The following is a 19,113-nucleotide window of genomic DNA, read 5'->3' on the forward strand; positions in this document are numbered from 1 at the left end:
ACTGTGGTTCAGTCAATCGCAACTTGCAACCTGGAACTGCGGCGTGGATGCGCCACAAGCGCGCAAAGTTGCCATGCGAAACCCGCCGGAGAAAAATCGTTCAAAATGCAACGCATTGTTCGACGAGGGGCAACCGGCCCACTGTGCTGACGCAAAGGTGAGGGAGCTTCAGCGAATTTTGACTCGACGCGCCCTTCCAGTCCCTTGCAGGCGCTGCTCTATACCGTCGGGCAGATTTCACCGCTGAAAGCTGGCGCGCAGGAGAAGCACAATGACACTGAACCCTACAGCCAAGAATTATCGCGTCGCGGTCGCTGCCTACGAGGCGGGCCGGCCCAGCTACCCCGCGGAGATCGTCGCGGCACTGCCGCTCCAGACCGCGCGCTGTGTCGTTGATCTCGGCGCCGGAACCGGCAAGTTCACCCGGCTGCTGCTTCCGCATCTATCCGAGACCGCCCGTCTGGTCGCAATCGAGCCCGTCGCCGAGATGTCGGCGAAGCTCGCGACCGAGGCAGGGGTCGAGGTCATCAACACGCGCGCCGATGCGATCGGACTTGAGACCGGCAGCGTCGATCTCGTCACCTGCGCGCAGGCCTTTCACTGGTTCGACAATGAAGCGTCGGTTGCCGAGATCGCGCGGTTGCTGCATCCCGGCGGGACGCTTGCGCTGGTCTGGAACAACCGGGATGACCGCGCGCCATGGGTCGATGCGTTATCCGTCATGATTGAAAAATACGCCGGGGATACGCCCCGGCAACGCTCCGGTCGCTGGCGATGGATCTTGAAGGACCCTCGCTTCGTGCTCGAGAAGGAGATCGTGCAGGACCATCCGCACCGGATGGCGCGGTCAGGGGTCTACGAACGCGTCGTGTCGACGAGCTACGTTGCGGCGCTTCCGGATGCCGAAAAGGCTGTCGTTCGCGACAGGACGGATGAGATTCTGCGCGAGGCGGGTCTCGGCGATGCAGAGGAAGTGGTGTTCCCCTACGTCACGTGTCTTTATCTGCTGAAGCGGGTCTAGATTGCCTCTTCGACGGCCTGCTTCAGGCGCGGCAGCGTCATGCGCCAGTAGAACGCGACATGCTTCGCGCCGGACTCGGCACCGATTTCCCATCCATTGCCGCGGCGGACTGGCGACGGCGGCACCTTCTGGGTGACGGTCAGTATTGTCTCGCCGCCGTCAGCCGCGAGCGTCATCGTGATCGTCGCATAGGATTGCGGGACGTCCGGCAGGCCGGAGACCTGTGACCAATAGGCGTATTCGAGCAGCATTTGCGGTTCGACGCGGATCACGCGGCCCTTGTCGTGATAGCGCTTCGCGCCGATCTCCGCCTCGATGGCGATCGGCGCGCCGATCTGCCAGTCGGTCCTGAAATGCGCGTTGCGCCAGGTCTCGCCCGCTTTGGGATCCATGATCGCGCGCCACACCTGCTTTGGATCCGCGGCGATGCGGATCGACTCGGTCACGGGCTGCAAGGCCAGGGGGACGTCCGTCATCACATCCTCACTTGCCGCCCGTGATCTTCCATTTTCCATCTGCGCCACACCGCAACGCCGGATCGCCGATGCGGATGTGTTGCGCGAGGAAATCGATGAAGGCGCGCACCCGCGCCGGCAGCGGACCGGCGTGGCCGACATAGACCGCGTGGATGTCCTCGCGGTCGCCGGGATTGAGGTTTTGCAGCACCGGCACCAGGCGTCCGGCCTCGATGTCGGGGCCGATGTGGAACAGCGCCAGCCGCGCCACGCCGATGCCGCCGAGCGTGAGCTGGCGCGCGGTCTCGCCGTCGCTGGCGCGCGCAACCGGCGGCGGCAGTGCTTCCTCGATCTTTTCGGCGCGGCGAAACGGCCAGCCGCGGATGCTGCGCGGAAAGGTCCAGCCGATGCCGCGATGCGCGGCGAGGTCGGCCGGGGTCTTCGGCGTGCCGAAGCGCGCGAGATAGGAGGGCGCGGCGACCACTGCCATGCGGCTGGTGCCGAGCTTGCGCGCGATCAGCCGTGAGGCGCCGAGCGGGCCGGCGCGGATCGCGACGTCGGCGCGCTCCTGCATCAGATCGACCAGTGTGTCGGTCAGCACGATGTCGAGCGTGATGTCGGGATGCTCGCGCATGAAGCGCGGCAGCAGCGGCATCACATGCAGCATGCCGAACGGGATGTTGCTGTTCACGGTGAGATGGCCGCGCGGCACGCAGGAGGCGGCCTCGCGCTCGGCCTCGTCGATGTCGGCGAGGATGCGCTGGGCGCGCTGATAGAACGCCTGGCCCTCTTCGGTCAGTTGCAGCTTGCGCGTGGTGCGGTTGACCAGCCGCGTGCCGAGCCGCGTCTCGAGCCGGGAGACCAGCTTGCTGACGCCCGACGGCGTCTGGCGCAGGCTGTTCGCGGCGGCGGTGAAGCCGCCGAGGTCGACGACGCGGACGAACACGTGCATCTCGCCGGAGCGGTTGGTGTCTATTCGGGCCATCTTGAATTCACATCACAAATGATTGGATTGCGGCCATTCTAATCCTTCCGCGCCCGGACCGCTATGTCGCATTGCGGAATCCTCACCTCCGGAGCGACACATGCCTCTCGCAGTCCTTGCCTTGACCGCCGGTGCCTTTGGCATCGGCACCACCGAATTCCTCATCATGGGGCTGTTGCTGCAGGTTGCGAGCGACATGCAGGTATCGGTATCCGCGGCGGGTCTGTTGATCTCCGGCTATGCGCTCGGCGTGTTCGTCGCGCGCCGATTCTCACGCTGGGCACGCGGCGGATGCCGCGCAAGGCGGTGCTGCTGGCGCTGATGGCGATCTTCACGCTCGGCAACGCTGCTTGCGCGCTGGCGCCGAACTACGAGCTCCTGATGGCAGCGCGCATCCTGACCTCGCTGGCGCACGGCACCTTCTTCGGCGTCGGCTCGGTGGTGGCGACCAGCCTCGTGCCGGAAGACAAGAGGGCGTCGGCGATCGCCACGATGTTCATCGGCCTCACGGTCGCGACCCTGCTCGGCGTGCCCTTCGGCGCCTGGTTCGGCCTGATGCTCGGCTGGCGCGCGGCGTTCTGGGCGGTGGCTGTCATCGGCGTCGTCGCGTTCATCGTGCTGGCGGTGCTGGTGCCCGGTCATGTCGGCGCGAACGACAAGCCGGCGCCGCTGCGCGAAGAGCTCGCCGTGCTCGGCCGCCCGCAGGTGCTGCTCGGGCTCGCCATGACGGTGTTCGGCTTCGGCGGGTTGTTTGCGGTCTTCACCTATGTGCAGCCGATCCTGACGCGGCTCACCGGATTTTCCGACGCCGCGGTGTCGCCGATCCTTTTGGTGTTCGGCGCCGGGCTTGCAATCGGCAATGTCGCGGGTGGACGGCTCGCCGACAAGGGACTTGCGCGTGCGTTGCTGGTGTCGCTCGGCGGTCTCGCCATCGTGCTCGTCGCGCTGGCCGCGGTGATCTCGATCAAGGCATTGGCGGTGGCGCTCTTGTTCGTGCTCGGCATTGCCGCGTTCGCGACCGTCGCGCCGCTGCAGCTTCGCGTCCTCGAAGCCGCCGGCGTGGAAGGGCGCACGCTGGCGTCGAGCCTGAACATCGCGGCCTTCAATCTCGGCAACGCGCTCGGCGCGTGGGCCGGCGGCGTGACCATCGATCGCGGCCTCGGTCTCGGCGCGCTGCCGCTGGTCGCGGCCGTCATCACTGCGATCGGGCTGCTGCTCGCGCTGTGGAGCCTGCGCCTCGATCGGCCGGTCGTGCTGGCCACGCAGTGCCCGGCGGAATGAACAGCATCACGGGGAGTATGGCCATGGAATACCGCAATCTTGGAACATCCGGCCTGAAGGTCCCGGTGCTCAGCTTCGGCACCGGCACCTTCGGTGGCCAGGGACCGTTGTTTTCGGCCTGGGGCCGCAGCGACGCCAGCGAGGCACGGCGGCTGATCGACATCTGCCTCGAGGCCGGCGTCAATCTGTTCGACACCGCCGACGTCTATTCGAACGGCGCGTCGGAGGAGATCCTCGGCGCCGCGATCAAGGGCCGCCGCGATAAGGTCTTGATCTCGACCAAGACCGGCCTGCCGATGGGCGACGGCCCGCTTGATGCCGGCACCTCGCGCTATCGCCTCATTGCCGCGGTCGACGCCGCGCTGCGCCGGCTCGGCACCGATTACATCGATCTGTTGCAGCTTCATGCCTTCGACGCCTTCACACCGGTCGACGAGGTGCTGCCGACGCTCGATACACTCGTGCGCGCCGGCAAGCTGCGCTATGTCGGCGCCTCGAATTTCTCCGGCTGGCATTTGATGAAATCGCTTGCCATCGCCGAGCGGCACGGCTGGCCGCGCTACGTGGCGCATCAGGTCTATTATTCGCTGGTCGGGCGCGACTATGAGTCCGAGCTGATGCCGCTCGCACTGGATCAAGGCGTCGGCGCGCTGGTCTGGAGCCCGCTCGGCTGGGGCCGTCTCACCGGCAAGATCAGGCGCGGGCAGAAGCTGCCGGCGAACAGCCGCCTGCATGAGACCGCACAGTTCGGGCCGGCGGTCGACGACGAGAAGCTTTACGCGATCGTCGATGCGCTGGACGCTGTGGCCACTGAAACCGGCCGCACGGTGCCGCAGGTCGCGATTGCCTGGTTGCTTACGCGCCCCAGCGTGTCATCCGTCATCATCGGCGCGCGCGATGAGGCGCAGCTGCGCGACAATCTCGGCGCGGTCGGCTGGTCGTTGTCGCCAGACCAGATCGCGCGTCTCGACAAGACAAGCGCGGTGATGCCGACCTATCCCTACTATCCCTACCGGATCCAGGAAGGCTTCGCGCGGCTCAATCCGCCGCCGGCGTAGACCGAGCGCCGGCAAGCCGCAGCGCGCGGTTCAGGCTCACGCCTCGAGCGTCCTTTCGCACACTTGCCGGCGGTACTCCGCCGGCGTGACGTTCATGTGCTGACGGAATACACGATTGAGGTGGCTCTGATCGGCGAAGCCTGCGAGCAGCGCGATCTCCTTCAGCGCCACGCGATCCCTGCGCAGATGTTGGCACGCATGCTCGACCTTGCGTCGCAGGACGTAAGTATGTGGCCGCATGCCGTAGTGGACGCGGAACTTGCGCGCGAACTGCACCGGGGTGCAATTGCAGATGGTCGCGAGCTCCTCCAGCGTGATGTTCCGGAAGATGTTCTGCTCGACATAGTCCTCGATCAGCCGTGCATGCGCCGGCCTGAACCTGCCCTGCGCGCAGGGCAACTTGAACTCGATCGCGGCGTATTTGCGCAGGATGTGCACGCTGGCCTGCAGCGCCAGCGCGTCGTAGCAGAGGCGGCCGCCGGGGCCGCCCGCGGCGATTTCCTGAACCATCTGGTCGTTGATCCAGGTCAGCATTGGATCCTCGACCTTCAGCAAATCGTGAAGCTCGACCGCTTCGGCGTCGCGGTCGAATGCCTCGCTCGCGGTCTTCGTCATCAGCGTCGGCGAGATGTAGAAATGGCTGACCTCGATGTCGTGCTTCCAGCGCCAGTTCGAAGGCTCGGCCCGCGTCATCAGCGTCGTGACGCCGCGGCCGACCTGATCCTGCTTCCATGCGCCGGTGACGCGGCGGTTCATCGACGTGACGCCGTCGCGATAGATCACGATCAGGTAGTTTTCCGACGGCGGGACCCAGATGTCTGATGGCGCGTAGCGGAAGATACGCAGCCGGAAATCGTTGCGGCCGACCGCCAGGCTGTCCAGCTTCATCTCGCCGGGAGCGTAGCGCGGCAGTTCCTCGACCGTGATCAACTGGCCCATCGCGCGAGCCTCCTCCCTGGAAACCATCGGCGGTTGACCGCTTCTTCTTGTTCTTCTTGGCCAGACGGCTGAGCCCAGAATAGGCCGGTTTCGCCATTTGCCAAGGAGACCAATGGCCGATCGCGATTGCACGGCCGCGTTCCAGAGATTGTCGGTTTCATCCAAGCCCGGGAGTCCGCAAGGGCCATAGCCTCCTGTGCGTCCCGGCAGCTCCATCCATGCCGTCGGGGCCCAGATTGGCGCAACGCACCGTCATCCCGCGATGCAGCGGATGGGAAAGGGCGTGCGAGGAACCACACAGGAGGAAACCATGACCGCGACCGCAATCAGGTCCAACGGAAGCAACGGCGCGCACGCGACATCCAAATTCGACGCCGTGGTGATCGGCGCCGGCGTTGCCGGCCTTTATCAACTGTTCCGCCTGCGCGAACAGGGCCTGAACGTCAGGGCTCTTGACGCAGGATCGAGCGTCGGCGGCACCTGGTACTGGAACCGGTACCCCGGCGCACGCTTCGATTCCGAAGGCCACACCTATCAGTATCTGTTCTCCGAGGAACTCTACAAAGGCTGGAGCTGGAGCGAGCGGTTTCCGGGCCAGCCGGAGATCGAGCGCTGGCTGAACTATGTGGCCGACCGCCTCGACCTCAAGAAGGACATCCAGTTCCAGACCACGGTGAAGAGCGCGCATTTCGACGAGGCGACGCAACGCTGGCAAGTGACGACGGACAAGGGTGAAGTCATCGACACCCAGTTCCTGGTCACCTGCTGCGGCATGCTCTCGGCCCCGCACGTGTCCTTCCCGGGACAGGAGACGTTCAAGGGCAAGCTGTTCCATACCGCACGCTGGCCAAAGGGACCGATCGAGCTCGCCGGCAAGCGCGTCGGCGTGGTCGGCAACGGCGCGACCGGAATCCAGGTGATCCAGTCGATCGCCGGCGAGGTCGGCCATCTCAAGGTGTTCATCCGCACCCCGCAATACATCATCCCGATGAAGAACCCGAAATGGGATGCGTCGGATGCCGAGGCCTACAAGTCGAAGTTCAAATTCCTCACCGAACGGTTGCCGAAGACGTTCACCGGCTTCGAGTTCGACTTCGAGCACGCCTGGGCCGACCTGACGCCGCAGCAGCGCCGCCAGGTGGTCGAGGATTGCTGGAACGACGGATCGCTCAAATTGTGGGTATCGTCCTTCGCCGAACTGTTCTTCGACGAGGCCGTCAACGCCGAGATCACCGAATTCGTGCGCGAAAAGATGCGCGAACGGATCAAGGATCCCAAACTGTGCGAGCAACTGATCCCGGCCGATTACGGCTTCGGCACCCACCGGGTGCCGCTGGAAAGCAATTTCCTGGAGGCCTTCCATCGGCCCAATGTCGAGATCGTTAGTGTCAAGGATAATCCGATCGCCCGCATCACGCCCGAGGGCATCCAGACCGCCGACGGCACGGTGCACGAATTCGACGTCATCATCCTGGCGACCGGCTTCGATGCCGGCACCGGCGCATTGACGCGGATCGATATCCGCGGCCGCGATGGCCGTTCGCTGAAGGAGGATTGGGGCCGGGATATCCGCACCACGATGGGTCTGCAGGTTCACGGCTACCCGAACCTGTTCACCACGGCGGTGCCGCTCGCGCCTTCAGCCGCGCTTTGCAACATGACCACCTGCCTGCAGCAGCAGGTCGAGTGGATCGACGACTGCATCAAGTACATGCGCGGCAACAACCTGAACGTCATCGAGCCGTCCAGGGATATCGAGGATCAATGGGTCGCGCATCACGATGAGACCGCCAACGCGACACTGATCGCGAAAACCAACTCCTGGTACCTCGGCTCGAATGTCGAGGGCAAGCCGCGCCGGGTGCTGTCCTATTGCGGCGGCGTCGGCACCTATCGCCAGAAATGCGACGAGGTCGCCGCGAGCGGCTATCGCGGCTTCGCCATGCAGTAAGTCCGATTGCAATTGGACCTCGTAGCCCGGATGGAGCGAAGCGTAATCCGGGACCAGTGACACCGGCTGCACCAACCCCGGATTTCGCTTCGCTCCATCCGGGCTACGCAGGTCAACATCACAAAAATATGGAGGAAAACAATGAGCACGAACTTCAGTGCGGCTGCAGATGCGATTCTCGACGGCGTCGTGACCTCAAACCCGCGCGTCCCCGGCGTTGTTGCGATGGTGACCGACCGGCATCGCAACATCTATGAAGGCGCCGCCGGCAAGCGCCGGCTGGACCAACCGGCCGACATGACGGCCGACAGCGTGTTCGCCATCTTCTCGACCACCAAGGCGATCACGGGCACCGCCGTCCTGCAACTCGTCGAGGAGGGCAAGCTCGATCTCGATGCGCCGGCCAAGACCTATGCACCCGACATCGGCAAGCTTCAGGTGATCGAAGGCTTTGACGACAAGGGCGAGCCGGTGTTGCGCGCACCGAAGCGCGACATCACGACCCGCATGCTGATGGTGCATAGCGCCGGCCTCGGCTACGACTTCATCAACCACACCTACAACCGTCTCGCGCAGGAGAAGGGGCAGCCGAGCGTCATCACGGCGTCGAAGGCGTCGCTGATGACACCTCTGCTGTTCGATCCGGGCGAGCGGTGGGAGTACGGCACCAACATGGATTGGTGCGGCCAGATCGTCGAGGCGATCACTGGACAGCGGCTCGGCGAGGTCTTCAAGACGCGGATCTTCGAACCGCTCGGCATTCAGGATACCACGTTCGAGCTTACCGACGCGATGCGCCGCAAGCTCGCCGGCATTCACGCCCGTAACGCCGACGGCTCGCTCACGCCGATGGATTTCGAGCTGCCGGCCAATCCGGAAATCCACATGGGCGGCCACGGGCTTTACGGCACCATCGGCGACTACATGCGCTTCATCCGGATGTGGCTGAATGACGGCGCCGGCGAGCACGGCCGCGTCCTCAAGGCCGAGACCGTACGGATGGCCGAGAAGAACCACCTCGGCAACAACAAGGTCACCGCGATCACCGGCGTGATCACGTCGCTTGCCAACGACGCCGAGTTCTTCCCGGGCCAGTCGAAATCCTGGGCGCTGAGCTTCATGATCAATGACGAGCAGGCTCCGACCGGCCGTCCCGCCGGCGCGCTCGGCTGGGCCGGTCTCGCCAATTTGTTCTACTGGATCGATCGCCAGAACGGTTTTGGCGGATACTGGGCGACGCAGATCCTGCCGTTTGGTGATCCGACATCCTTCATCGGCTACATCAATTTCGAGACCGCGTTCTACGAATCCCTGCGGCTGCGCAAGGCGGGCTAGCCTGACGATCTTCGTGTTCGTCTCGCCGTTCGAGGCGAACTATGGTTAGATGGCGCGATGTCGAACGAGTACATGTCGTCGCGCCAGCATCCCCCAGCCGGGCCGAGCTATCGGCGCGGCTGGGTCGATGACGCCGTCTCCGCGATCGAGGCGGATCAGTGCCGGACCGCGGATACGCATCTGATGCGGCTGATCGTGCCGGCGCTTGCCGGCATCGATATCTATCTGAAGGACGAATCGACGCATCCGACCGGCAGCCTGAAGCATCGCCTGGCGCGGTCGCTGTTCCTCTATGCACTGTGCAACGGGCATATCCGCGAAGGCACCGCCGTGGTCGAGGCGTCGTCGGGCTCGACCGCGGTCTCCGAGGCCTATTTCGCGCAGATGATCGGCGTGCCGTTCTACGCGGTGATGCCACGCACCACGTCGGCCGAGAAGATCGCCGCGATCGAGCACTACGGCGGCAACTGCCATCTGATCGACGACGGCCGCGCGCTCTACGCCGAGGCCGCCGCGCTGGCCGCGCGTCTCGGTGGTCATTACATGGACCAGTTCACCTTCGCCGAGCGCGCCACCGACTGGCGCGGCAACAACAACATCGCCGAATCGATCTTCACCCAGCTCAAGGGCGAGCAACGCCCGATGCCGGAATGGATCGTGATGGGCGCCGGCACCGGCGGCACCTCGGCGACGATCGGGCGCTATCTGCGCTATCGCCAGTTTCCGACCCGGCTGTGCGTCGCCGACGTCGAGCATTCCGCGTTCTTCGACTGCTTCCGTACCCAGGACCGTTCCCATGTCTGCGAGCGGCCGTCGCTGATCGAGGGTGTCGGCCGGCCGCGCTGCGAGCCGTCGTTCGTGCCCGGTGTGGTCGACCGCATGATGAAGATCCCGGATGCGGCGTCGATCGCGGCGATGAACGTGCTGTCGCGCCTGCTGCGCCGGCTGGTCGGCGGCTCAACCGGAACCAACTTCCTCGCACTCTGCCGTCTGGCGTCGGAGATGCGCGACGCGGGCGTGAGCGGATCGCTGGTCACGCTGATCTGCGATTCCGGCGAGCGGTATCGCCAGACCTATTACGATCCGGCGTGGCTGCAGTCCCGCGGGCTCGATCCGTCGTCCTACGAAGCGCAGTTGAACGCGTTTCTCGGCAGTGCGCATCCGCTCGGTTTCACGGTGGACGAAGTCCGGAATCCAAGCGACGCCGCAGGCGCGAAGCTCCGCCCGAATGATATCGCATGAACATCGATCAAGTCGCCGGCCTGATCCGTCGTTCGGTAATCGGCCCGATCAGCAGGACGGCTGAACCTTCGGGAACACCATGCGCATGCAGGCGCCGCCGGACGGCGCCTGATCGACCTCGATCCGGCCGCCATGCAGGCGCATGATGGACTGCACCAGGTCGAGGCCGAGGCCGGCGCCGCGCCCGCCCGGATGCAGCCGGCGGAACGGCTCCAGGATCTGCTCGCGCTCGTCGGGCGGGATACCGTCGCCGTCGTCGCAGACCTCGATCCAGCCTGATGTCGTCAGGCGGACCAGGATCGTGCCGCGCCGCTGCCCGTGGTCGATGGCGTTCTGCACGAGGTTGGTGAGGGCACGTTCGAGCGAGGTCTGGTCGCCGCTCACCACGATGGTCTCGTCCTCGTGTTCGAAGGACATTTCATATCCTGCCGCGAAGGCGAGCGGCGCGAGGTCGAGCACGACTTGCCGCGCGACGCCGACGAGATCGACGGGGCCGAACGTGTCGGCGCGCTGGTCGAGCCGTTGCAGGTCCAACAGCTGGCCGGCCATGACGCTCAGCCGGGTCGCGTCCTCGAGCAGATGGGTCTTCTCCGGCCCGGCCTGCAGTGAAGCCACCCGGGTCGAGAGGATCGCGATCGGCGTGCGGAGTTCGTGGGCGGCATCGGCCAGGAAGCGGCGGTGACGCTCGTAACCCTTGTCGAGGCGGTCGAGCGCGGCATTGATGGCCTTGACCAGCGGGGTGATCTCGATCGGCACCTTGTCGAGCGGCAATTGAACGCCGCGCTGGTCGATGTCGATGCGTTCAGCCTGCGCCGCGACTTGCGCGAGGCCGTTCATGGCTCGGCGCACCACGAATGGGGTCGCGACCAGCGTCGCCAATGTCATCAGCACGACGATCGGCAGGATCATGTTGAGGAACAGCAGCGGCGTGCTCTCCAGCGCGCGCCACATCGAGAGCTGGCCGTATGTGCCGGTCAGGATCTGGATCCGGCCTGCCGAGGTGTCGACCCATTTGACGAGGCCCGCGGGGCGCGCGGCTTCCGCGGCGTTCCATTTGAGCCGCGCCTCGCTCACCTGATCGAGGCTTGATGCAATCGGCGCGAATTGCGCGGGCACCGCTCCCTCGGAGAGCTGGTGCCCCGCGCCGTCGCGGATCACGAACCAGAGGTCGGCATGCTCGGCGCGCAGGGCTGCGAGCTCCGGCGTCCGGCGCAGCGTCAGTTCGCCCGTTTCATCGCGCATGATGGCGTCGCGCAGCGTGTCGAGCGTGCTGCCTTCGTACTCGCCGATCAAAAGCCCGGCCCGCAGCAGCCCGATCGCGGCCGCTCCGATCAGCAAGATCAGGAGGGTCAACGTGACGGCCTGCAGGCCCGCGAGCCGCCCGATCAGCCGCCAGGTGAGGGATCGCGGTCGCAGCACGCTCACGGTGTCTCTCGCAGCACATAGCCGAGGCCACGAACGCCGTTGATCGCGACGCCGGCGTCGGCTTCAGTGAGCCTGCGGCGCAAGCGCGACACATGGGTGTCCAGCGCATTGGGCTGCACGTCGTCGTCGAGGCCGTAGACAGCCTCCATCAGCGCGGAGCGCTGCACCATGCGTCCCATCCGATGTAGCAGCGCCTCGAGCACCAGCCGTTCGCGACGCGGCATCTCCAGGGGGCGTCCGTCGACGCTGGCCTCGCGATGGGCGAAGTCGAACGACAGGCGGCCGATCCGCGCGGCATGCTGCTGCACATTGGCGGGCCGGCGCAGCAGCGCGCGCAACCGCGCCAGCAGCTCCTCGAACGCAAACGGCTTGCCGAGATAATCGTCCGCGCCGCAATCGAGGCCCGAGATCCGGTCCGCGAGCTCGCCGCGGGCGGTCAGCACCAGCACCGGCACCGTGTTGCCGCTGGCGCGCAGCTTCGGAATCAGCGACAGCCCGTCGCCATCGGGCAATTGCCGGTCGAGCACGATCGCATCATAGCTGCCAGCCGCGGCAATCGCCTCCGCTTCCGACAGGTCAGGCGCGTGATCCACCAGCATGTCGTGGCGTGCGAGTGCCGCACGCAGCGCTGCGACCATTTCCGGCTGGTCCTCCACCAACAGCACGCGCATTCGTCGTCTTTATCCCTGCATCGGGTTCGTCACTCGATCTGCCGGCTTTATGTCCGATTCATTGCGGCAACCTTGCGGTTTGCTCCGCGCCAATGCGTCGCGGCGTGAAATTTCGCACGCGCGTCCATTCGCGACAGGCTGGCGCAAGCTTCGCATGAGACAGAGGCCTCGATCGGAGCGGGCCGAATCGTCCCGTCGCCGACCGACACGCTCAACTGGCGGGAGCCTCCGACACATGGCGCCTGCAATGCGAAAGATACGGGAATGGCCTTGTCAACGAATTCGCGGCGCGAGATGCGCAACGCGCCCAGCGTGCGGGAGCTCCAGCATGTCGGCTGCTGACATCCTGCCGTTCTTCCGCGCCTGGGTGCGCAATCCGATGCGTGTCGCCGCGGTCGCGCCGTCCGGGCCCGCCGTCTCGTCCCTGATGGCGCAGGAGATCACGGCGGACACCGGTCCGGTGATCGAGCTTGGCCCCGGCACCGGCGTCTTCACCTGCGCGTTGCTGAAGCGCGGTGTGAGGCAGCAGGATCTCACGCTGGTGGAATACGGCTCCGAGTTCATCCCGCTGCTGCAGCAGCGCTTCCCGGGCGCCCGGGTGCTCTGGATGGATGCCGCCTGGCTGTGGAGGGAGAGGCTGTTTGAAGGGGCACCGGTCGGCGCGGTCGTGAGCGGGCTCGGGCTTCTCATCATGCCGCCGGAGAAGGTCACGACGATCCTCGATGCCGCCTTCCGCTATCTCCGCGCCGACGGTGCCTTCTACCAGATCACCTATGGTCCGCGTTGTCCGGTAGCAGACGCGATCCTGGATCGCCTCGATCTGCAGGCGAGCTGCATCGGGCAGACGTTCCGCAATCTGCCGCCGGCGTCCGTGTACCGGATCAGCCGCCGCCATCCCCACGCTTGATCGAGGCGTCATGGACACGTCGAGCACGATCGCAATGTTCCTGCACTTCGGTCTGGTGGGTGTTGGTTGCCTTGCCGTTGCCGAGAAGTTCATCCCGCTGCTGCCGTCCTATGTGCTGCTGATGCTGCTCGGGCTGACGGTCTCCGACGGCACGACGCTCGCGATGACCATCCTGGCGACCAGCGCCGGGTCGGTCATCGGCGCGATCGGCTGGTACGGGCTCGGGCGTGCGCTCGGCTCGCGGCGCATCGAAGGGCTGGTCACGCGTTACGGCAAGTTCGTGCTGCTGCGCCCCTCGCTCTACCAGCAGCTCACCGACGCCTATCGCGGCAATCATTTCTGGGTGACGCTGATCGGCCAGACCCTGCCCACGGTGCGGATCTATCTGGCGCTGCCCGCCGGCGTGCTGCGGCTGGAGCCGCGCGCTTTCGTGATGGCGACGGCGATCGGCACCGTGATCTGGAACATGCCGTTCCTCACGCTGGGCTATGCGCTGCGCGGCAGCGGCCATGATCCGGTCAGCCTCGGCTTCTGGGTGGTGGTCGTCCTGATCGCTGTGGAGGTCGCGCTCTTCCTAGGCTTCCGTTTCTACAAGCGCTCGCTCGCGCCGCGGCCTTTCGCGAAGCCGCGAGCTCTTCCTTCACGCTTGCCAATGGAGGAAAGCGCATGAGAGGCCTGCTGTCCCGCCTGCGGCCCAGCTCGCACACGCTCGAATGTGCCGCCGCGGCATTGCTGGTGCTGGCCGCAAGCTATCAGTTCGGCGTCGCGGCATCCGGCGGGCGATATCGCGCGGCCGAGTTCGCGCTGCTGGTTCTCGCGGCAGGGATCTATTGGCACCGCTCGATCTTCCGGCGATGCGCCAGCCGCGATGTCACGCGCGTGCTCGCGGGATTGGCGGAGGCCATGGCGACGGCACTGCGGCCTGATGGCAGCGAAGCCGACCGAAACGTCCCGGTCCCGATCGGCGGCGATCGCGCCGGCGCGGTGCGGCTCTCGTCGCGGCATCCCGCCAGGGTCAGAAGCCTGTTCATCTCCGACGTCCATCTCGGAACCAGAGGGTGCCAGGCCGAGCGACTGATCGACTTCCTTCGACATCACGATGCCGAGACCGTGTTCCTGGTCGGCGACATCGTCGATGGTTGGTGCCTGCGGTCGAGCTGGTATTGGCCCACGGCGCACAATGCGGTCGTGCGCGAACTGATCGCGCTCGCGCAGCGGGGCCGGCGCATGGTCTACATTCCCGGCAATCACGACGAATTCCTGCGCGACTATGCCGGCGCGGCGTTCGGCGGCGTCGAGGTCGTCGAACGGGCAATCCATCGTGGCCTCGACGGCCGCGACTACCTCGTCGTTCACGGTGATCATTTCGATCTCGTGGTGCGGCATGCGCGATGGCTCGCGCTGATCGGCGATGTCGGCTATCGGGCCGCGCTGGCCTCCAATGTCTGGCTCAACCGGATCAGGCGCCAATTCGGGTTCGGCTATTGGTCGTTCTCGTCCTGGGCGAAGTTGCGGGTCAAGAATGCGGTCAACCACATCGGCCGGTTCGAGGAGGTGCTGTCGTCCGAGGCCAGGCGCCGCAACGTTCAGGGTGTGATCTGCGGTCACATCCACCACGCGGCGATGCACGATGATTTCGGCGTGCGCTACATCAATACTGGGGACTGGGTGGAGTCCTGCACCGGCGTGGTCGAGCGCTATGATGGGCAGTTTGAAATCGTCCGATGGACGGATCCGCAGCCGGCGTCGAACGCGGCAGGCTTGGTGCCGCTCGCGGAGGCGGTCGCCTGATGCGTGTCCTGGTGGCAACCGACGCCTGGCGGCCGCAGATCAATGGCGTGGTCCGCTCGCTCGAATATCTCGCCAGCGAGGCGCCGTCGCTTGGCGCGGAGATCAGCTTTCTGACGCCGGCCGATTTCCGCACCGTGCCGTTGCCGGGCTATCCGGAGATCCGGCTTGCGCTGCCGTCGATCGGGCGCATCGCGCGCGCGATCGACGCAGCGCGCCCGGACTCGGTGCACATCGCGACCGAAGGTCCGATCGGCTGGATCAGCCGCCATGTCTGCCAGACGCGCGGCTACCCGTTCACGACCAGCTACCACACCCGCTTTCCCGAATATCTCGCCGCGCGGCTGCCGGTGCCGCTGCGCTGGAGCTACGCGGCGCTGCGCCGCTTCCATAATGGCGGCGACGGCATCATGGTCGGCTCGCCGTCGCTCGAGCAGGCGCTGAGGGCGCATGGTTTCCGCAAGCTGATGCCGTGGTCGCGCGGCGTCGATGCCGAGCTGTTTTGTCCGCGCGCCGAGCCTCCGCACGCTTTCCCGGCGCCGGTGTTTCTTTATGTCGGCCGCGTCGCGGTCGAGAAGAACCTCGATGCCTTTCTCGGGCTCGACCTGCCGGGATCCAAAGTCGTGGTCGGGGATGGGCCGCTGCGCAGCAGCTTGCAGGCGCGGTTTCCGCAAGTTCATTTTCTTGGCACGCGGACCGGGCGGGCGCTCGCCGATGTCTATGCGTCGGCCGACGTCATGGTGTTTCCGAGCCTGACCGATACGTTCGGGATGGTGCTGCTCGAGGCCTTGGCCTGCGGCGTGCCGGTCGCCGCGTTTCCGGTGATGGGGCCGCTCGATGTGATCGGAAAATCAGGCTGTGGATGTCTCGATCACGATCTGCGCCGCGCGGCGCTCGGCGCGCTGCGCGTGCCACGCGAGAAATGCCGCGCCCACGCTCTGACCTTTACCTGGCAGGAAAGCGTGCGGCAGTTCCTCGACAATATCGGGCGGGCGCACGCCTCGCCGGCGCGCGCGGCCGTCGCGGGAGCGATTGCAGGCTGACTAGCTGCCCAGCAACTCCGTGATCAGCCCTGCGGCCTTGATCCCGGTGCCGCTGATGATGACGACGGTGCGCTCCGCCGGCCGGATCGCGCCGCGCGCCTTCAGGACGTCGAGCGCGGCGGCGGCCGAGGCCGAGGTCGGTTCGACGAACAGGCCGCTCGACGCCAGCCGCTTCAGTGCGGCGACAATGCCGTCTTCGGGAATCGCGACGGTACCGCCGCCGCTCTCCTTCAGCGCCGCGACCATCTGCTTCAGCCGCAGCGGATGCTTGATCGCGGTGCCTTCGGCGATGGTCTTGCGGACTTCGCGATCGACCGGCGTGTCGACGCCGGCGGCAAAGCTGGCATCGACCGGCGAGCAATTGAGCGGTTGCGCCGCGAACAGCCGCGGCAGCCGCGTGATTTGCCCGGCCGCCAGCAATTCCTTGAAGCCAGTGTAGCAGCCGAGCAGGCTGCTGCCGGCGCCGACCGGCATGATGACATTGTCGGGCGCGGTGAAACCGAAATCTTCCCAGATTTCATAAGCCAGCGACTTGGTGCCTTGCAGGAAGAAGGGCTGCCAGTTGTGGCTGGAGTAGAAGATCTGCTTCGACTGGCGGATCGCTTCCGCTTCGGATTCCTCGCGCGGCCCTTCGACCAGCTGCACCTCGGCGCCGAAGGCGTGCATCTGCGCCACCTTCATCGGCGACGTCGTTGCCGGCGCCAGGATTTTCACCCGCGTGCCGCCCGCCGCGCCATAGGCGGAAACCGACGCGCCGCCATTGCCGGAAGAGTCCTCCAGCACCGCATCGACGCCGAGCTGACGCAGGAACGACAGCATCACCGTGGTGCCGCGATCCTTGAAGCTTGCGGTCGGGTTGAACCATTCGAGCTTGAAATGCGGCCGCAGGTCGTCCCATTCCTTCTCGACCGCAGGCGTGCAGCCTTCGCCCATCGTGATCGGCTGCCTGATCTCGACCGGCAGCGCCGCGCGATAGCGCCACAGCGACCGCGTCCCGCGATCGATCTCGTCGCGGGAGATGCCGGGCAGCGGCGTCACGAGCAGCGGCTTGCCCTCGTCGGAGCACCAGCGCGGCACATCAAGCGGGTAGAGTTTGCCGTTGAGCGGGTCGATATAGCTGGGCGAAGGCATCTCGATTCAGTCCTCAAGGGGCGGGCCGGACAGGTCGTGTCCAAGCACAAAAGCCGGCAAGGTCGCAAGGCTGTCGCGGACCATGATCGGGGCGGGCGCCCCTTCCGGCAGGTTCATTGCGGCCCGATTATGCCACCAAATCGGCAGGTGCACACGTGCCGTTCCGAACAGGTCATAGGCCGATCCCGCGACGAACAGGCATCGATTTGCCGGGACCGGCAGTTCGTCGAGCGCGAGCTGGTAGGGTTGTGGCTGCGGCTTGTAATAGCCGGCGCGTTCGGCCGTCACGAACACGGTGAGGGGGACGCCGAGGCGGTCGGCGGCGATGCGGCCGAGCTGCTCCGAGCAGTTGGTCACGACGCCGAGCGCGACGCCGGCATCGTGCAGCGTTTGCAGGACATCGCGAACCTCGGGCCAGGGATCGAGCTCCGCATAGCGTGCGCCAAGCTCTGCGGCCCGTTCGAACGGCAGCCCGACATTGCGCGCCGCCTCGCCCACCAGATCCTCATAAGAGCGATAGCGCCCGGTCGCATAGGTGTTCTTGAGATACTCGGCGCGCCAGCGCAGCCCGGCTTCATCGGAGCCGGCGACCTTGTTCCACAGCGTCCAGCTATCGAGCAGCGCGGTCAAGAGGTCGAACAACACGGCGTCATAGGCTCGCCTCATGGGCTGCGCTCCGTTTCCTACCATCCGCGAAACCGCTCCCATTGCCTGACGGTGTCGGAGCCGGCAGCGACGACATGATAACGGTCGTGCTGCGCTCCCGTCGCGCAGGCATGGTTCGGCAGGATCCGCACCTTCGCGCCGACCGGCAGCGTCACCTGCGGTGCGGTGCTGCCGGGCCGGACGGCGATGATGCCGTGCTCCTGATTGGTCTCGGTCACGATCAGGTCGGGATAGGGGCGTCCACCGATGTCGCAGACGATGCCGTAGCCCTGGTCGATCGGCTGCTTCGCGGTGCCGCGATCGCGCGACAGTGCCATCCAGCCCGCATCGATGAAGGTCCAGCCGCGATCGGCGCGATGGCCGATCACCGTGGCGAGCACCGACAGTGCAATGTCTTCGACGGCGCAGACGCCGATCCCGGCCATCACCAGGTCGAACATCACGAAGACACCGGCGCGCACCTCGGTGACGCCATCGAGCCGGCGCGCGAAATGCGCCGTCGGCGTCGAGCCGACGCTGACCACGGGGCAGGGCAGTCCGGCTGCGCGCAATGCCTCGCGCAGGCGACCGCGGCGGCGCGCTCCTGCTCGGCGGCCTGCTCGAGTGCCTTAACGCTGCGGCAGGAATAGGATTCGCCGGCATGCGCCATGACGCCGCGCAACTCGGCGCCGCCTTGATGCAGCGCGCGGCCGATCTCGACCAGCTGTGGATCGCTTGCGCCGACCCCGGCGCGATGTCCGTCGCAATCGATTTCGATCAGCACGGGAATGCGGTCGTTCGTTGCGCGGGTCACCGCGGTGACGGCAGCCGCCTGCTCGAGACTGTCCAGCACCACGGAGAGGTCCACGCCCTGCCGCCGCAGTGCGGCCACCCGATCGAGCTTCTGCGGCGCGATGCCGACGGCGTAGAGGATGTCTTTCACGCCTGCTGCGGCAAAGACCTCGGCCTCCTGCAGGGTCGAGACCGCCGCCGGGCCGCCTGCGCTGTCCATCACGGCGCGCGCCGCCGGGATTGATTTTGCCGTCTTCAGATGCGGGCGCAGCGGCACGCCGAGCCGCGCCAGCCGCGTCTTCAGGCGGGCGATGTTGTGCAGCATCCGGTCTTCGTCGAGGACGAGGCAAGGCGTCTCGATCCCGGCAAGCGGATGCGGCGCGTTCAGGACGGGGGCTGATGACATGCGGCGAGACTAGCCGTTTCTGCGCTAAGTACAATTTA

Annotated in this window: 16 protein-coding genes and 2 pseudogenes; 10 read left to right on the forward strand and 8 right to left on the reverse strand. The window is 66.0% G+C overall.

Going from position 1 to position 19,113, the window contains the following annotated elements:
- Positions 1 to 271 precede the first annotated feature (271 nt).
- A complete protein-coding gene (locus AKN84_RS35745) occupies positions 272 to 1,021 on the forward strand; it encodes a class I SAM-dependent methyltransferase (protein WP_050425136.1) in 750 nt (249 codons plus the stop codon).
- Here the strand turns inward: AKN84_RS35745 and AKN84_RS35750 are convergent.
- Both AKN84_RS35750 and AKN84_RS35755 read right to left on the reverse strand, forming a co-directional pair.
- Entirely contained in the window at positions 1,018 to 1,497 is a 480-nt protein-coding gene (locus AKN84_RS35750; RefSeq protein ID WP_050425137.1) for an SRPBCC family protein, read from the reverse strand. The genes AKN84_RS35745 and AKN84_RS35750 overlap by 4 nt on opposite strands.
- 7 nt (positions 1,498 to 1,504) lie before the next feature.
- A complete protein-coding gene (locus AKN84_RS35755) occupies positions 1,505 to 2,461 on the reverse strand; it encodes a LysR family transcriptional regulator (RefSeq protein WP_050425138.1) in 957 nt (318 codons plus the stop codon).
- A gap of 100 nt (positions 2,462 to 2,561) precedes the next feature.
- Between AKN84_RS35755 and AKN84_RS35760 the strand changes: the two are divergent.
- Positions 2,562 to 3,742 (forward strand): annotated as a pseudogene (locus tag AKN84_RS35760) (MFS transporter).
- 23 nt (positions 3,743 to 3,765) lie between these two features.
- A complete protein-coding gene (locus tag AKN84_RS35765) occupies positions 3,766 to 4,800 on the forward strand; it encodes an aldo/keto reductase (RefSeq protein ID WP_050425139.1) in 1,035 nt (344 codons plus the stop codon).
- Between the two features lie 36 nt (positions 4,801 to 4,836).
- On the opposite strand, the gene AKN84_RS35770 is transcribed toward AKN84_RS35765, so the two are convergent.
- The gene (locus AKN84_RS35770) at positions 4,837 to 5,739 is read right to left on the reverse strand and encodes a helix-turn-helix transcriptional regulator (RefSeq protein ID WP_050425140.1); all 903 of its coding nucleotides are present in this window, start codon (positions 5,737 to 5,739) and stop codon (positions 4,837 to 4,839) included.
- 310 nt (positions 5,740 to 6,049) lie between these two features.
- Between AKN84_RS35770 and AKN84_RS35775 the strand changes: the two genes are divergently transcribed.
- The 3 genes from AKN84_RS35775 (at position 6,050) to AKN84_RS35785 (ending at position 10,267) form a co-directional block, all read left to right on the forward strand.
- Positions 6,050 to 7,690 carry a flavin-containing monooxygenase gene (locus AKN84_RS35775; protein WP_050425157.1) on the forward strand — a complete coding sequence of 547 codons (1,641 nt, stop codon included), beginning with the start codon at positions 6,050 to 6,052 and terminating at the stop codon, positions 7,688 to 7,690.
- Between the two features lie 141 nt (positions 7,691 to 7,831).
- Positions 7,832 to 9,025, forward strand: coding sequence for a methyl acetate hydrolase AcmB (gene acmB, locus AKN84_RS35780; RefSeq protein WP_050425141.1), 1,194 nt, complete (start codon positions 7,832 to 7,834; stop codon positions 9,023 to 9,025).
- A gap of 57 nt (positions 9,026 to 9,082) precedes the next feature.
- Positions 9,083 to 10,267, forward strand: a complete 1,185-nt coding sequence (locus AKN84_RS35785) for a PLP-dependent cysteine synthase family protein (protein WP_050425142.1) — start codon at positions 9,083 to 9,085, stop codon at positions 10,265 to 10,267.
- 48 nt (positions 10,268 to 10,315) lie between these two features.
- Here AKN84_RS35785 and AKN84_RS35790 read toward each other — a convergent pair whose 3' ends face one another.
- Positions 10,316 to 11,683, reverse strand: coding sequence for a sensor histidine kinase (locus AKN84_RS35790; protein WP_050425158.1), 1,368 nt, complete (start codon positions 11,681 to 11,683; stop codon positions 10,316 to 10,318).
- A 5-nt stretch (positions 11,684 to 11,688) separates the two neighbouring features.
- Positions 11,689 to 12,363 carry a response regulator transcription factor gene (locus AKN84_RS35795; protein ID WP_050425143.1) on the reverse strand — a complete coding sequence of 225 codons (675 nt, stop codon included), beginning with the start codon at positions 12,361 to 12,363 and terminating at the stop codon, positions 11,689 to 11,691.
- A gap of 328 nt (positions 12,364 to 12,691) precedes the next feature.
- Here AKN84_RS35795 and AKN84_RS35800 point away from each other — a divergent pair, with 328 nt between their 5' ends.
- The 4 genes from AKN84_RS35800 to AKN84_RS35815 all read left to right on the forward strand — a co-directional run bounded on the left by AKN84_RS35800 (position 12,692) and on the right by AKN84_RS35815 (position 16,101).
- A complete protein-coding gene (locus AKN84_RS35800) occupies positions 12,692 to 13,270 on the forward strand; it encodes a class I SAM-dependent methyltransferase (RefSeq protein ID WP_050425144.1) in 579 nt (192 codons plus the stop codon).
- 10 nt (positions 13,271 to 13,280) lie between these two features.
- Positions 13,281 to 13,940, forward strand: a complete 660-nt coding sequence (locus AKN84_RS35805) for a DedA family protein (protein ID WP_050425145.1) — start codon at positions 13,281 to 13,283, stop codon at positions 13,938 to 13,940.
- Between the two features lie 353 nt (positions 13,941 to 14,293).
- Positions 14,294 to 15,061, forward strand: a complete 768-nt coding sequence (locus AKN84_RS35810; protein WP_430649961.1) for a UDP-2,3-diacylglucosamine diphosphatase — start codon at positions 14,294 to 14,296, stop codon at positions 15,059 to 15,061.
- Positions 15,061 to 16,101 (forward strand): glycosyltransferase family 4 protein, encoded by a 1,041-nt coding sequence (locus tag AKN84_RS35815; RefSeq protein ID WP_050425160.1) that lies wholly within the window; start codon positions 15,061 to 15,063, stop codon positions 16,099 to 16,101. Before AKN84_RS35810 ends, AKN84_RS35815 begins: the two co-directional genes overlap by 1 nt.
- On the opposite strand, the gene AKN84_RS35820 is transcribed toward AKN84_RS35815, so the two are convergent.
- The 3 genes and pseudogenes from AKN84_RS35820 to AKN84_RS35830 all read right to left on the reverse strand — a co-directional run bounded on the left by AKN84_RS35820 (position 16,102) and on the right by AKN84_RS35830 (position 19,075).
- The gene (locus tag AKN84_RS35820) at positions 16,102 to 17,232 is read right to left on the reverse strand and encodes a threonine synthase (RefSeq protein WP_050425146.1); all 1,131 of its coding nucleotides are present in this window, start codon (positions 17,230 to 17,232) and stop codon (positions 16,102 to 16,104) included.
- Positions 17,233 to 17,238: 6 nt separating this feature from the next.
- Positions 17,239 to 17,898, reverse strand: coding sequence for an HAD-IA family hydrolase (locus AKN84_RS35825; RefSeq protein WP_050425147.1), 660 nt, complete (start codon positions 17,896 to 17,898; stop codon positions 17,239 to 17,241).
- 17 nt (positions 17,899 to 17,915) lie between these two features.
- Positions 17,916 to 19,075, reverse strand: a pseudogene (locus AKN84_RS35830) (alanine racemase).
- Between the last annotated feature and the right edge of the window lie 38 nt (positions 19,076 to 19,113).

Source organism: Bradyrhizobium tropiciagri, assembly GCF_001189845.1.
Lineage (GTDB): Bacteria > Pseudomonadota > Alphaproteobacteria > Rhizobiales > Xanthobacteraceae > Bradyrhizobium > Bradyrhizobium tropiciagri.